At 54.1% G+C, this 13,869-nt stretch carries 13 protein-coding genes; 2 read left to right on the top strand and 11 right to left on the bottom strand.

Annotated elements, in window-relative coordinates; all coding sequences use genetic code 11:
* Nucleotides 1-5 precede the first annotated feature (5 nt).
* The 5 genes from FEF65_RS05300 to FEF65_RS05320 form a co-directional block, all read right to left on the bottom strand.
* On the bottom strand, nucleotides 6-899 hold the full coding sequence (locus FEF65_RS05300) for a ribose-phosphate diphosphokinase (protein ID WP_138238761.1): 894 nt from the start codon (nucleotides 897-899) through the stop codon (nucleotides 6-8).
* A gap of 15 nt (nucleotides 900-914) precedes the next feature.
* On the bottom strand, nucleotides 915-2,462 hold the full coding sequence (locus FEF65_RS05305) for a thymidine phosphorylase family protein (RefSeq protein ID WP_138238762.1): 1,548 nt from the start codon (nucleotides 2,460-2,462) through the stop codon (nucleotides 915-917).
* A gap of 88 nt (nucleotides 2,463-2,550) precedes the next feature.
* The gene (locus FEF65_RS05310) at nucleotides 2,551-4,050 is read right to left on the bottom strand and encodes an ABC transporter substrate-binding protein (protein WP_138238763.1); all 1,500 of its coding nucleotides are present in this window, start codon (nucleotides 4,048-4,050) and stop codon (nucleotides 2,551-2,553) included.
* Nucleotides 4,051-4,060: 10 nt separating this feature from the next.
* The gene (locus FEF65_RS05315) at nucleotides 4,061-5,317 is read right to left on the bottom strand and encodes a class I SAM-dependent RNA methyltransferase (protein WP_138238764.1); all 1,257 of its coding nucleotides are present in this window, start codon (nucleotides 5,315-5,317) and stop codon (nucleotides 4,061-4,063) included.
* Nucleotides 5,308-6,465, bottom strand: coding sequence for a class I SAM-dependent methyltransferase (locus FEF65_RS05320; protein WP_138238765.1), 1,158 nt, complete (start codon nucleotides 6,463-6,465; stop codon nucleotides 5,308-5,310). The genes FEF65_RS05315 and FEF65_RS05320 overlap by 10 nt, the downstream gene beginning before the upstream one ends.
* 64 nt (nucleotides 6,466-6,529) lie before the next feature.
* Here FEF65_RS05320 and trxA point away from each other — a divergent pair, with 64 nt between their 5' ends.
* Nucleotides 6,530-6,862: a thioredoxin TrxA gene (trxA, locus tag FEF65_RS05325; RefSeq protein ID WP_138238766.1), complete on the top strand. Its 333-nt coding sequence runs from the start codon at nucleotides 6,530-6,532 to the stop codon at nucleotides 6,860-6,862.
* A gap of 69 nt (nucleotides 6,863-6,931) precedes the next feature.
* Here the strand turns inward: trxA and FEF65_RS05330 are convergent, their stop codons facing one another.
* A complete protein-coding gene (locus FEF65_RS05330) occupies nucleotides 6,932-7,777 on the bottom strand; it encodes an RNA polymerase factor sigma-32 (RefSeq protein ID WP_138238767.1) in 846 nt (281 codons plus the stop codon).
* 236 nt (nucleotides 7,778-8,013) lie between these two features.
* Between FEF65_RS05330 and FEF65_RS05335 the strand changes: the two genes are divergently transcribed.
* Nucleotides 8,014-8,478 (top strand): tRNA (cytidine(34)-2'-O)-methyltransferase, encoded by a 465-nt coding sequence (locus tag FEF65_RS05335; protein ID WP_138238768.1) that lies wholly within the window; start codon nucleotides 8,014-8,016, stop codon nucleotides 8,476-8,478.
* 240 nt (nucleotides 8,479-8,718) lie between these two features.
* Here the strand turns inward: FEF65_RS05335 and FEF65_RS05340 are convergent, their stop codons facing one another.
* The 5 genes from FEF65_RS05340 to FEF65_RS05360 form a co-directional block, all read right to left on the bottom strand.
* Entirely contained in the window at nucleotides 8,719-9,534 is an 816-nt protein-coding gene (locus FEF65_RS05340; protein ID WP_138238769.1) for a carbon-nitrogen hydrolase family protein, read from the bottom strand.
* Complete coding sequence (locus tag FEF65_RS05345; RefSeq protein ID WP_138238770.1) at nucleotides 9,534-10,424, bottom strand: DUF4438 domain-containing protein; 891 nt, start codon at nucleotides 10,422-10,424, stop codon at nucleotides 9,534-9,536. Before FEF65_RS05345 ends, FEF65_RS05340 begins: the two co-directional genes overlap by 1 nt.
* 184 nt (nucleotides 10,425-10,608) lie before the next feature.
* Complete coding sequence (gene aat / locus FEF65_RS05350) at nucleotides 10,609-11,220, bottom strand: leucyl/phenylalanyl-tRNA--protein transferase (protein WP_138238771.1); 612 nt, start codon at nucleotides 11,218-11,220, stop codon at nucleotides 10,609-10,611.
* The gene (locus tag FEF65_RS05355) at nucleotides 11,217-11,663 is read right to left on the bottom strand and encodes a hypothetical protein (RefSeq protein ID WP_161595182.1); all 447 of its coding nucleotides are present in this window, start codon (nucleotides 11,661-11,663) and stop codon (nucleotides 11,217-11,219) included. Before FEF65_RS05355 ends, aat begins: the two co-directional genes overlap by 4 nt.
* Nucleotides 11,664-11,788: 125 nt before the next feature.
* The gene (locus FEF65_RS05360) at nucleotides 11,789-13,810 is read right to left on the bottom strand and encodes a PAS domain-containing hybrid sensor histidine kinase/response regulator (protein ID WP_161595183.1); all 2,022 of its coding nucleotides are present in this window, start codon (nucleotides 13,808-13,810) and stop codon (nucleotides 11,789-11,791) included.
* Nucleotides 13,811-13,869: the final 59 nt, after the last annotated feature.

Raw genomic sequence — 13,869 nt, forward strand, 5'->3', positions numbered from 1 at the left:
CTTCACTACACAGCCTGTATCGCATCCGCCAACAGAGGAGCAAGACAGATCACATTGCTTGAGTGAGAAATGCTATCGGTGCTCCATATGTGATCGAATCCGGCATGCCGCAACTTGCTCCAGGCATCGCCGGCAAACAGAGCATGGGTGACGACTGCAGAAACCGAAGCGGCTCCTGCCGCCCTTGCAGCTTCTGCCGCAGCCAGCAAAGTACGACCGGTACTGGCGACATCATCGACCAGCACAACATTGCGACCAGCAACATTCGCACCGCCGGGCAGATGAACATGCACATTGCTATCGCCCAGACGCTCCTTCTCAGCCACACCGACATCAAAGCCATGACCGGCAGCAATGGCTTCAACCCACTGTCGCGACTCCGCATCGGGTCCAAGTAACCACGGCCGCTCCACGTGCTCCTGCAGAAAATCGGCCATCAGGCCCGTTGCCGAAAGAGCAATTGCAGTGGCTGCCGGTACCGCCTCCTGCAGTTGATGCACCCGATGTAAATGCGGATCAACAGTCATCACAACATCAAATGCATCAGCAAGCAGCTTCCCGATCACGCGCTGACTGACAGCTTCCCCTGCATGGAAGGCCTTGTCCTGGCGCATATAGCACAAATAAGGAACCACCAGTATCAAGCGCTTCACGCCCTGATCGCGGGCTGCTGATGCTGCCAGTAACAGCTCGATCAGCTTCCCCTCCGGCCGGTCCAGACTACAGAAGATAACGACCTGCTCAGGCAAAGGGGTCGGCACCATGACCCGGCTTTCACCGTCAGGAAAACGATGCACCTCAATCAGGGCATAACTGATCACCCCGGCATCACCATGGCTCAGCGCGTCTGCCAGTCGTGCTGCCTGCACCTCACCATCCGGAAATGTTAACACCTTCATGGTACCCTCCTTTCGCTACAAGGATGGAAAATAACGGGGAGCCGGCGGAGTATCACCGATGGCAAACCCGTTGTTTTTTTCAGCCAGATCCTGAGCAAATTCGAAGTCAGACGGGAACTCGGCATGAATCCGGTATAGGGGCTCCCCCTCTGTCACCGGGTCCCCCATCTTTTTAAACAGATCGACACCAGCCCCCTTATCCATCGGTGCACCAGCCAGGCGGGCAATGCGCGCCATCTGCAGGTTATCGATCGCCACCACAAAACCGTTCTCGGTCGCCATCACCTCTTTGACCAGTACCCCCGGCTTGGCCCGCAACTCGTTCATCCCCTGCGCTGCAATCAGGGACTGCATTTTTCGCATCGCCCGACCGGTTTCCAGAATATCGCGTGCGATGGCATACCCCTGGCCGCCGCGCACATCGGGATCAAACTCAAGAATACGCCCGGCCAGCCTGAGCGCCTTTTCCCTCAGGTCGGTTGGTGCTGCCGGATCATTCTCCAGCACCTGAATCACATCACGCGCCTCCAGAACCGGTCCGATACCGCGCCCGATCGGTTGCTCGCCGTTGGTAATCACCACCTCCAGATGAAGACCGGAACGATCACCCACATATTCAAACATCTTACGCAACCGCAACGCCTCATCCATGGTGCGAACCTTTGCCGTAGGCCCGATCGGTATATCGATCAGCAGATGGGTGGAACCGGCGGCAATTTTTTTGGAAAGAATCGAGGCAATCATCTGTCCGGGAGAATCGATGGCCAGCGGTCGTTCTACAGAAATCAGAATATCATCGGATGGTGCCAGCTTCGCCGTCCCGCCCCATGCCAGACAACAGCGCTCATGGCGCACAATCTCGCGCAACCGCTCAAGACTCAGCTGTACCCTGGCCAGCGTCTCCATGGTATCGGCCGTACCTGCCGGCGAGGTGATGGCCCGGCTTGATGTCTTTGGAATCAGCATGCCATGTGCTGCCACAATCGGCACCACCAGCATCGTCGTCCGGTTACCAGGAATACCGCCAATACAGTGCTTGTCAGCGACCAGCGGTTCGCCCCAATCCAGCCGTTCACCGGTATTGACCATTGCCTGAGTCAGATAAAGCAACTCATCCCGCTCCATGCCGGTCTGACTACAGGCTACTAAAAAGGCCGACATTTCCATATGGGAATAACGATTATCCACTACATCCTGCATGATGGCGAGAAAGTCCTCGCCATTCAGGCGCTCCCCGGCAATCTTGCGATGCACGGCATCGAGGGAGGCTGGTGGTACGGCATGGGAGATACAGACCGTCTCACCTTCGGCCAGTCCCAGCTGTTCGAAGGCCTGCTCACTTAAACCGAGCTCATCCACTGCCATCATACAGTCATTACTTACCACATTGAGTACGGCCAGCAACTGCTGATCACGAGGGCGACTGTTCACCTCCACCTTGGCCAGAGCCTGAAACCCCTGTGCCCGGTAAATCGGGCAGTCCCGATGTAAGTAGGCGACATTTTCCTTGTAGGTATCAATGCCGACACGGCGCAACTTGAGATAAAAATCGGGTATATTCATCGTCAACTCCCTGCGCTTAAAGTATCTGTATGCTGCATAAAAACCGATTCTGCCAGTGGTCTGGCAACGCAGGAAAAAGCGTCGCGACTCACTCCGTCCGGAATGCCGAAGCAAGCCCCAACAGCGAGCCATCCGCCGCTGGCGTAAACCCGCCTAACCGGGCCCCGCTTACAGCAATCACCGGTTCGTACCATAACGGTATATAGACCATATCAGCATACATCTGCCACTCTACTCTGCCATACAACTTTTTGCGTTCGTCAGCATCTGTGCTTGCACTTGCCTGGTCAAGCCATGCATCAACCTGTGGATTGGCATAACGGCCCCGATTGGAGCCCTTCGGAGGCCACATCGACGAATGCAGAACCCAGCGATAAATATCCGGATCGCTATTGCCAACCCAGGCCAGCGAAAACACCTGAAAATCCCCCTGTTTGATACGCGCATAAAAGCCGCCCCACTCCAGTGACTCAATATGGACATCAATACCCACGCGCCTCCACATCGCTGCAATGGCTGTTGCCAGTTGCAGACGGGCCGGGTCGGTACTTGTTCGATAGGTGATCGAAAAGCGGATACCATCGGCATGCAGCGGGAAACCGGCCTGATCCAGCAACATAGCCGCCTTCACCGGATCAAATGATGTTTCCGGCAAATTCACAGCAGCCCAGTGAGCCGGCACAAGCATCGTCTCCGCAAGTACAGGGAGATCTGCAAACAGTGCTTTTTTGAGCTGATGACGATCAAGAGACAGAGCAAGCGCCTGGCGTACGCGCAGATCTTTCAGCTGCCGGTCATGCAGGTTGATACCCAGATAGGAGAAGGTTGTTGACGATCGCGTCTGCATGGTCAGCGAAGGTTGCTTGCGCAGATAGCCCAGCAGATACGGAGGCAGGTCATTCTCAACAAAATCGAGCTCCCCGCGTGCCATCTTCAAGACCCTGGTCACCGGATCCTTCACCGCCGAGAAATGAATCGTGGTAAAACTGTCGGCCGGATGTGCCCCCACGCGCTCAAGTGTCAGGCCGCTCTGATTCCACGCCGCCAGGGCAAACAGGCCACAACCAAGTGTGTTGCGCGGCTGTTGCGGCTTGCCAGCCAGCGCTACCGGCAAAATACCAAGGTTAAGCCGGGGCAACAGCGAAGCATCCGGCCGCTTAAGATAGAACCGTACCGTTCTGTCACCGTTTGCCTCAACACGTTGTACAGCATCAAATGCAGCTCTGAGCGGGCTGGCCAGATCGGGGTTGAGTACGGCATTGTATGTGGCAGCCACATCAGCTGCTGTCAGCTTGCTCCCATCGGAAAAATGCAGGCCTTCCCGCAACCTAAACTGCCAGATCAACGGCTCAGGGTGCTGCCAGCTTTCTGCCAGATCCCCTTCTGCCTGAAATGTATCATCCAACCGCAATAATCCGCGATGAATCAGCTCCTGCACGCGAACTGAAGCCGCATCGGTAGCAAATCGAGGATCAAGGGTAAGTGGTAACTGGGCCAGTCCCACTCTCAGCAAACCCGGTGAAGGGGGGGCTGCGTGGCAAGAGGCAAGCATCAAGACCAACGGAATAAGCCATCGCCACATGCTCATCCGGTTACAATCAGGCCCGTTCCCAAAGACTCATGGCCTCGACATGGCCGGCATAGGCAAACAGATCGAGTGCCTGCAATCGTTTTAGCCGGTATCCATGCTGCTGCAACATGGCTCCATCTCTGGCGCCGGCAACCGGGTCGCAGGAGATCATGATGATTTTTTTCGGCATCAGCTGGCCAATATGACTACAAATCCGTTTGGCACCGCGGCGAGGCGGATCCAGAATCAATACATCCGCAGCAATATAGGGCTCCATCTCAAACTGCTCAAACAGATTCGCCTGCTCAAATCGACCACTCACCCCCAAACGTTTGGCATTGAGTGTTGCAGCTCTGACGCTGGCAGGATTAAGTTCGGCACCACAGACAACAGCCCCGGTCGCCACCGCCAGTGGCAGCGACAAATTACCGATACCACAGAAGAGGTCGGCAATTCGTCGTACCGGCCCGCTCCATTGCTGGATCAGCGAAATAAGCAGCCTGTTACCTGCCTGCTGCCCCTGCACAAAATCATCAGGTCCTACCGCCAGCATCACATCCGCAGAACCGGCAGGCAATGCATCATGAAACACCTGCACCGGCCGCGTCAGCGGACGCGTTACCTGATCATGGCGCCACCACCACTGCAACGGTATACCGGCCAGTTGATCGGGAAAGCCGGAGAGTGTGGCTGCATCACCTTCGATAACCACATGGATGCCATCGCTCAGCTCCACTGCCTGTACCGCCTCTGCCGCACACAGATCATCACGCTGCTGCAAATAGTCGTGCAGCTGATTCAATATCGGCGTCACTGCGACACATTGCTCGTGGTAAATCACCTGATGGCTGGCGCTGGCATAAAATCCGGGAACACAGCCGCGCTCACTGCGGCCCATCACCCAGCGCACCCGCCGACGCAAACCGACAGCCTCTGCCGCTACTCCGGTCACGATGGTATCCGTCTGGATCAGTGACCTGAACGCATCACTTACCCACTCACTTTTAAGGCTGCGCTGATCGGCCTGTGCAATAAACTGAAGGGCACAACCACCGCATTCGGTGGCAACAGGGCATGGTGCCTCCACCCTTTTTTCCGAAGCCTTCAACAGCTGCACCACTTCACCGCGCATGGCTCCCCGCCGCTTGCCCACAGGACGAACCAGTATGCTGTCGCCCGGTACGACATTCTCTACCAGCATCGTCATCCCTTCCGCCCGTACAAGGGTTTCTCCGCCGGGCAGAATACGCTCGGCAACAGCTGTGATGGACGATGTTAACGACATGGGGACAGCAACTCCTTCAGATGATCAAACTGTGCCAGATAGGCCGGGCGCTCAATGGCCACATTGGCAGACTGAATCAACAACTTGAATACCTCCCCCATCCCAAACGGCATCAGCAATCGCTTGGCGTGGGCCAGCAGGTGCATGCTGTTGGCATCAGGCTGCCGGGCCAGCGACTCCACAAATGACTGCAGGGAAGGCGACTGGGCCAACCAGCCCCCCTGGGTCATCCACATCACCGGCTGCAGGCCGGCACTTCTCCCGCAACGAACCAGCTCTGTAAAATCGACATGCGCAGTTATATCACGGCTTCCCGGTCCGGTGAACACATCAGCGACAGCTGTATGCCCTGCGTGAGCCAGCAGTGTCCCCTCCACACGACCGGGGCGATAATATTCAGCCTGACTATATCCGTAGTCGAGTGTCATCACGACACCCCGTTGCACTATGCGGGCGACAGACTGCTGCCAGCCGGAAAGCCCCGGATTAAACTCACTGATATAACCATCCGGCCAGCTGGCGATCAGCTCGGCGGCAATTGCGGGCGGGGCCTGCATCGGCTGGTCAGCGCTGCGCCAGGCCAAAGCGCCATCGTCTCCGACAGAGATTCCCCGCTCGAAGAACTGGCCACTGCGATAACAAAAGCAACGAACAGGGAACGCATCCGGCAGCTCATTGCTAAGGACAACAATATGCTCTACCGGTTCAATCTCATCCAGAGATGCATATTGTTCGACATGCATCCCCCTCTCATCAAACAAGGCTTTTTGCCGTTGTCGCAGGCCTTCACTGCGCTCAATAGAAATCAGCCTCCTGGGTGGCGCGGGCAACATCCGGCCCAACAGTTCGCTGACCAGTACCAGTAACTTGCCACTGCCAGATCCCTGCTCCATCAATGTCCAGTGTTCTGGTTCGCCCATCTGCTGCCAGACATTGGCAATCAGGTCGGCAAACCCCAGCCCCAGCCATGGCCCGAGCTCCGGAGCGGTAATAAAATCACCCGCCTTGCCGAATACCGTTTTGCTTTCGTAATAACCGAGTGCAGGCTCATACAGTGCAGCCTGCATATACTCATCCATGGGAAGAAAACCGCCTGCATCGGAGATGCGCGTACGGATGATCTGCTCAAGCCGGCTCTGTTCTGTCATGGTTGACGCCTCCCCCCCCCCGAACTAACGTATCGAACATTCCATACGAAAACGAGGAAATCAAATGTCTTCAGATCTAATCATTCATGTCAGCGATGAAAGCTTTGACGCCGATGTATTGAAAGCGTCAGGCCCGGTGCTGGTTGATTTCTGGGCTCCATGGTGCGGACCCTGCAAACAGATCGCGCCGATTCTGGACGAAGTTGCAGGCGAGAAGCAAGGTCAGGTCACCATTGCGAAAATTAATATTGATGACAATCCTAATACCCCCGGCAAATATGGTGTTCGCGGCATCCCTACCCTGATGCTGTTCTCCGGTGGTAATGTTCAGGGTACCAAAGTCGGCGCTGTGAACAAGGCCAAACTGATTGAATTTATCGATGAGCATCTGAACTAAATCATCCGATAACGATGACTTTTTGAATGGCAGGAGCATTAGCTCCTGCCATTTTTATTTATGGCCGTCCTACTCTGTTTCCCAGGTTACAAGATCTGAACAGGATTGGGCAATTTTTTCCATGGCCCGCGCCTCTATCTGGCGAATGCGTTCAATCGAAACACCAAGCTCAACCGATAGCTCCTTCAATGTCACCGGTGGCTCAATAAGATGGCGCTGCCGGATTATATAACGATCGCGCTCAGGCAACTGGTCCAGCGCAAGTTTCAGCTGTGTCCGTGTAAATGACTGCCACTCCTGCTCTTCCATCAACTGCTCGGGGGAATCATCAGGTGCCGGCAATTCAATCACCGCCCCCTCTTCGGTTGCATCCGAATCGATGGAGAAATCACGTCGTAAAAAGGAGGCGGCAATGGCCTGATATGATTCACCGGATGTGCCGTGCTGCTCGGCCACAGCCTCAAGATCCCGCCCTTCAAGCGCGGCAATCGCACACTCCGCCTTTTGCAAACCGGCAAAGATACGCCGCTGCAACTTGTTGGTCCCCATTTTGACAATACTCCACGAGTTCAGGATAAAATCGTGGATTGACGCCCGAATCCAGTAGGCGGCATAAGTTTTCAGCCTGAAGCCCCGATCCGGATCAAAGCGTTTGACCGCCTGCATCAGCCCGAGCGTTCCCTCCTGAATCAGATCCTCCTCAGGCAGGCCAAAGTGACGGTATTCACGGGCAATCGCTGCGACAACATGAAGGTTGGCGTTGATAAGCTGCTGCACGGAAGCAAGATCGTGATCACGCTGCCACTTGCGGGCAAGGGCCTCCTCTTCCTCTCTGTCCAGCCTGGGGATTTTTCGTAATTCCTGATAGAAGCGGTCCAGACTGGTTAGTGCTTTCAGCGCCCGCGTTTCACTCATTTCAACTCCTGACTCTCTGACATCGCAACGATACTACGATTCGAGCCAAAGCATAAGCTGAATCTCCCGAATAAATGCCACTTACCACCCATTCCGCCTTCTCTAATCAGAGCGACGCCAACACCATGCCGTTGCCGAATTCGGCAATGAAAGACTCTGCTTTTACCGGTGCCAACAACTGAGCTGACTGTTCTGTGTTGTTGCGATATGACAGCCACCATACAAGGATACAGCACATGAGTAATCCAATTCATATCGTACTGGTCGAGCCGGAGATCCCACCCAATACCGGCAACATCGCCCGTTTATGCGCCTGCACCGGTTGTGCGCTGCATCTGGTCCATCCGCTGGGGTTTTCGCTTGATGATCGTTACCTGAAGCGGGCCGGACTGGACTATTGGCAGTACCTGGATGTATTTGAATATGACAACTGGGATGACCTTCGCCTCCGGCTGAATGGTGAGAGAAACTGGTTCGGCATGAGCTCCAAGGCGAGCAAAAGCTTTTGGGATGTGCGCTATAAAGCCGGAGACGTGCTGGTATTCGGTCCGGAAACACGCGGGCTCAGCCAGCGCATTCTTGCTGATATCACCCCTCTGACGGTTCCAATGCGGCAGGATGCGCCGGTGCGCTCGCTTAACCTCTCAACAGCCTGCGGTATTACACTGTTCGAAGCCCTCAGACAACTAAAAGAGCAGTAAATATCCACTGCAGCAAACAGATCCGCCCGACTTTTACACTTGTCTGCCACGGGCAACAAATGCACTTCACAAACCAACGTAATTAATTGATAAATAACAACAATGCAGAAGGCCTAAATTTTAGGCAAAACAGACATCTGTCACTTCAGTGTAATAAACCATTACCTTCTCACAGCTTTATCCACCGGGTTATCCACAGGTTCTGTGGAATAGACTAAAAAAACCTTTATCCCGTTCGAGTTACGGTAAAATCGGAGGGATATTCCGCCGATGTTGCAGAGCCGGAAGCATTCGACGTACCGATTCAAGCCGGGCAAGAGAAAGATCAGCCATGACCACCCCTTCGCCCGCTTCCTGCATCGCCATCACCTCTCCCCACGGGTCAATGATCATCGCATGCCCCCAGGTTTTCCGCCCGTCGGCATGCGTCCCGGCTTGAGCTGAGGCAATCACATAGCACTGGTTCTCAATGGCACGGGCGGTTAACAGTGTCTGCCAGTGAGCCTTGCCGGTCTGTGCGGTGAAGGCAGCCACAACGGAAACCATATGACATCCTGCATCTGCATAATGGCGATAAAGCTCAGGAAAGCGGAGGTCATAACAGATCGACAACCCGATTCGGAACGCCCCATGCTGCACGACAACCGGAGCATGCCCAGGCTGAATCGTGGACGACTCGTGGTATGACTCACCATCTATCTCCACATCAAACAGGTGTATCTTGTCATAGATATCCAGCAATTTTCCATCAGCATCAAATGCCGGAGAGCTGTTACGCAGCAGCCCCTGGTCACCGCGCAATAGAATACTGCCACCAATGATCGCCATTTGATGCGCTGATGCCTGTTGCGACAGAAAATCCAGCACCGATGAGTGCTGCTCCGATTCGGCAAGCGCCCTTTTCTCCTGATCTGACACACTCATCAGGGAGAAGTTCTCCGGCAAAACCGCCAGCTCTGCCCCCTGATCAGCCGCCTGCTGCAATAACTGTGAAGCCACACGCAGGTTTTGCATGCGATCGGGTCCTGATGTCATCTGGAGAGAGGCAACCCGCATTACAACTCCACCGCGTAACGGCCAATACCCTTCAGGGCACCAAGGTTCGCATGATCACTCAGGACAGGTACCAGCTTTTGGTCACAGGCACTCATCAATGTCATCATACCCGGACCATGGCCGGCCAGTGGTGAGTCTGAATGAATCACCACTCCAATTGTGACCGCCCCTTTACGCCAGGTACGTCCATACCTGTTATCGTGATCCATCACCGCAACAAAATCACCAAACCTGAGCCTGTCGAGACCATACTCAGCGACTGTTTCGGCATCATGGCAAAGAATATCGTAATCTCCGGTCGTCACCGAGAGGGAGCCGATTCCTGATCCCATGGCATGACCGGGAACCATGACATGAACCGGCACCTCTATCTTGCCATCCTCACGCTCATGCAGACCCCATGTATCCAGGACATCCGGATCAAGATTATAAAGATATACATCCGGATGATCGATCAGTTGCAAACCCTGGCCATAGCCACGGACAAGAAACTTGTCATCACAAGTCAGCTTTTCAAGGGTGGCATCGGGGAAATCAATCATCAAATGGTTCACACCGCCATGATGCCCCAGCACCGTGCCGAATTCACCTTTGGCCTCCCCGCTGATGACGCGCACCTGATTCCCGCAACAGGCTAAAAAATGATAACCGGCTTCGACCTTGCGATTGCTGTGACTCAGGGTTGAGGACACCCCCGGCTCGATATGTTCACCGGCCCAGCCGAATACCGAATCACCGATTTTGACGTTGTAGGTAATACCTCCGGTTGAAGGCCAGGAAAATACCTCACCGCCGGATCCCACTTCAAATGGCGCCCACTGGTGGGCCGGCGCAACCCCGCCCTGGACTGCCGTCATCACAAGCTGTTTACGATTTGTTTTCAAACTCATAGCTATCCTTTGCTGAGGCATCATATCACTCAGCGAACCTGCGGATTATATGACTCATGCTTACCACACCCCAACATCAGAGCAAGCAACAATAAACGTTCCACCCACCGGGGTCAGGTCTCGATTTGCTAACAAAATTAGCAAATCGAGACCTGACCCCGGTGGAGGATAAGTAAAGCAGACATTATGATCCAATCAATTGCATAAAATCGCGTCGTGAAATCTCCCGGGCACCGAGACTTGCCAGATGGTCGGTATGAAACTGACAGTCGACCATCACCCATCCATGTTGATCTGCCATTGAAATCAGATGGGCGAGTGCCATTTTTGAACCATCCGTTGTTCGACTGAACATTGATTCAGCAAAAAACACACCATGTAACAACACGCCATATAATCCTCCCACCAGCTCATTGCCCTGCCAGACTTCAACAGAGTGTGCATGCCCCAACGCATGCAGCTGTTGATAGGCACCGATCATCTCCGGCAGGATCCATGTACCAGTCTCCCCTTTTCGGACAATGCCTGCGCACCAGCCGATGACATCCGCAAAGGCTTCATCCCACGACAAACGATACTGGCGCAGGCGACGAGCCAACCGACGGGAGCAATGAAACTCGGCGGGAAACAGAACCATACGGGGATCGGGAGCCCACCAGAGTACGGGGTCTCCTTCGGCATACCATGGAAAAATACCTTTGCTGTATGCCGCCAACAGCGTTTCAGGCTCAAGATTACCGCCGGCGGCAAGCAGCCCGTCGTCATTGGCCAGCTCCGGATCAGGAAAAGTGATCATGAGGGCTTGCTGTCGCTGGTTTTCAGCAGGCGCACAAACTTTCGATTAATCAAACTGACCAGCATGCGATACCGGCGCTCCCTGCCCGGCGATGCCATATAACCACCCGCATTATTTTCAGCATTTAAATGCCATGTATGCAGCAGTTGATTCCCCTTGAGCAACATGATCTGCACCTTCAGCTGATCAGGGCGCACAACCGGATACAGCAGAAACGTCACCAGTGTCGTGCGCAAGTGCATCTGCTCAAAACAGATTTCTGCACGTAATGGCGCATATGGATCGATCAACCCTTCCTGATCAAGCCTGTCACCCAGCTCTTTATCCAGCGTCTCGCGGGCAAAATCAAGCAGTGCCGGATCTGCATCCAGATGTGCCCCCTGACAGCCCCTATCCACCTGATAGGCCGAAAGAGTAAGTGCCGGCACCGATGCAACAGGCACCTTTGCCTGCCCCGCACAAGAAGACAGAGCAGTAAGCGCACAGCAGAGATACCATACTTTTTTCGCAACAGACATAAGCCCGCATGATAGTCAGGCTTTGTTCAGTGAGCACGACCCGATCCGCCTCAATCCACGGCCTGACCACCATGAATCAGGGCGTGGATGTGTTGTGACAAGCGATCAAGCCTGAACGGTTTCTCACACAACATGACATGGTTCAATGAATCAACTTCACGTATCATCTCTGCGTCACCATGCCCCGTCGCAAACAAAATCGGCATCCATGGGGACAGCAAGCGCATACGTCGTGCTGCTTCGCTGCCGGAGAGACGCGGCATCACCATATCGATAATTGCCAGGCTCAGATCGTGGTGATGCGCTTCCAATATCAGCAACGCCTCCACCCCGTCAGCAGCCGTCATGGTTCTGTAGTTCAATACGGCCAATGCTTCTGTCAATGCATGGCGAAAGTTTTCATTATCATCCACCACCAGGATCAACTCACCATTCCCTTTCAGCACCACCTCGTCACAGACAGAAAGGACCTTCTCACTCTGATCCATCACGGGTAGAAAAAAGTGAAATACCGTCCCCTTATCCACCTCTGACTCAACCTCAATCACACCACCGTGCTCCTCGATATAACCGAACACCATCGACAACCCGAGACCGGTACCATTACCGGCACTCTTGGTGGTAAAAAACGGGTCGAATACCCGCTCCATCACCTCTGGCGGCATACCTGCTCCATTGTCTCTGATGCTAAGGTGAGCCAGTACCTCGGCATGAATACAGTGATGGCGATCGAGAAATTCCTGATCCGGAATATAACGTTGCAATGCAAGTGATAACTCGCCCTTACTTCGCCCTGCCAGTGCATCACGCGCATTATTGAGCACATTCATCAACACCTGCTGCAAGCGACGCACATCACCACGCACAGGAAGCTTCTCCCGGCTCGGCATAAAACTGAATTTCACCTCCGCAGGAATAGAGACCTGCAACAGCCGGAGACTGCTCTGCACCATCTCATTGAGCTCCAGCTCCTCTTTTATACCGTTGTCATCACGGGAAAAAATCAACAGATCCCGAACCATGTCGGATGTCTGCATGACAAGCTTCTCTGTCATATTCAGTCTGTCAGTCAGCTTGTCAGGGAGGCGTACCTCCTTGCGGGCCAGATAGAGATTCATCAACAGACTGGCCAGCATATTATTAAAGTCATGGCTGATCCCGCCAACCAGGGTACCGATGGCCTCCAGTTTCTGTGCCTGTCTGAACTGGGCCTCCAGCTGCTCATATTTACTCATATCCTGCTGGATCGCGGTATAGTGGGTAATTTCCCCTCGCTCCATGACCGGCACGATCGTCATCAGCGCAGGGTAACACTGACCGCTCTTTTTCCGGTTGATCAGGGTGCCTTCCCACACACGCCCGGAGCGAATGGTGCTCCACAAATGATGAAATACCCCTGCATCATGTTCACCACTATTAAGAATCGAAAGCGTTTTACCGCGTATTTCATCCGGACTGTAGCCATTGATGCGCTCGAATGCAGGGTTCACATACTCCACCCGTCCGGCATGGTCAGTAATGATAAATGCCTCAGCCGACTGTTCAATCGACATCAACAACAGTTCAAGCTGCCTGTTTTTCTCTTCAAGTTCACAGGTTCGTTCACTCACCCGCGCTTCCAGCTCTTCATTCAACCGCTTCAGCTCTGTTTGCAACGCGACCCGTTCGGTGATGTCACGCAGCATCCCCTCTACGCCGACGGCTCTCTTCTGCTCGTCAAACATGATATGGGCATTGGCCGAAACGTGAATCACCCGACCGTCATGGTGCATCAGCTCCAGCTCGTAATCAGAGACAAATGCATGCTGATGCAGCAGCTGGAGAAAAATTTTACGATCTTCGGGGTGACGATAAAAAAAGGTGGCAGGACGACCGATAATCTGATGGCAATCATAACCGGCCACGGTCCTTATGGACGGGCTTATCTCTGTAATATTTCCATCCATATCGGTACTGTAATAAACCTCGTGGATGGCATTTAGCAGGCGATAGTAGCGAGACTGATGATCACTGACCCTGTGCCTCTTCTGGTGAAGGGTCTGCTCTTGAAGTGGCTGGCCGGATGTTCCCATTCCCCCTCCTGCAGGATGATCTGCAAGCCTCTGCATCGATCGCAGACAAGCCGGTGCCC

This window comes from Mariprofundus erugo (genome assembly GCF_005818865.1).
GTDB classification, from domain to species: Bacteria; Pseudomonadota; Zetaproteobacteria; order Mariprofundales; family Mariprofundaceae; genus Mariprofundus; species Mariprofundus erugo.

What these genes read in the sequence shown, in the direction of transcription:
- FEF65_RS05335 (WP_138238768.1), top strand. Translation starts at nt 8,014, where the DNA reads ATGAGTAATCCAATTCATATCGTACTGGTCGAGCCGGAGATCCCACCC.
- FEF65_RS05345 (WP_138238770.1), bottom strand. Translation starts at nt 10,424, where the DNA reads ATGAGTTTGAAAACAAATCGTAAACAGCTTGTGATGACGGCAGTCCAG.
- FEF65_RS05305 (WP_138238762.1), bottom strand. Translation starts at nt 2,462, where the DNA reads ATGAATATACCCGATTTTTATCTCAAGTTGCGCCGTGTCGGCATTGAT.
- FEF65_RS05300 (WP_138238761.1), bottom strand. Translation starts at nt 899, where the DNA reads ATGAAGGTGTTAACATTTCCGGATGGTGAGGTGCAGGCAGCACGACTG.
- FEF65_RS05310 (WP_138238763.1), bottom strand. Translation starts at nt 4,050, where the DNA reads ATGAGCATGTGGCGATGGCTTATTCCGTTGGTCTTGATGCTTGCCTCT.
- FEF65_RS05360 (WP_161595183.1), bottom strand. Translation starts at nt 13,810, where the DNA reads ATGGGAACATCCGGCCAGCCACTTCAAGAGCAGACCCTTCACCAGAAG.
- FEF65_RS05340 (WP_138238769.1), bottom strand. Translation starts at nt 9,534, where the DNA reads ATGCGGGTTGCCTCTCTCCAGATGACATCAGGACCCGATCGCATGCAA.
- trxA (WP_138238766.1), top strand. Translation starts at nt 6,530, where the DNA reads ATGTCTTCAGATCTAATCATTCATGTCAGCGATGAAAGCTTTGACGCC.
- aat (WP_138238771.1), bottom strand. Translation starts at nt 11,220, where the DNA reads ATGATCACTTTTCCTGATCCGGAGCTGGCCAATGACGACGGGCTGCTT.
- FEF65_RS05330 (WP_138238767.1), bottom strand. Translation starts at nt 7,777, where the DNA reads ATGAGTGAAACGCGGGCGCTGAAAGCACTAACCAGTCTGGACCGCTTC.
- FEF65_RS05315 (WP_138238764.1), bottom strand. Translation starts at nt 5,317, where the DNA reads ATGTCGTTAACATCGTCCATCACAGCTGTTGCCGAGCGTATTCTGCCC.
- FEF65_RS05320 (WP_138238765.1), bottom strand. Translation starts at nt 6,465, where the DNA reads ATGACAGAACAGAGCCGGCTTGAGCAGATCATCCGTACGCGCATCTCC.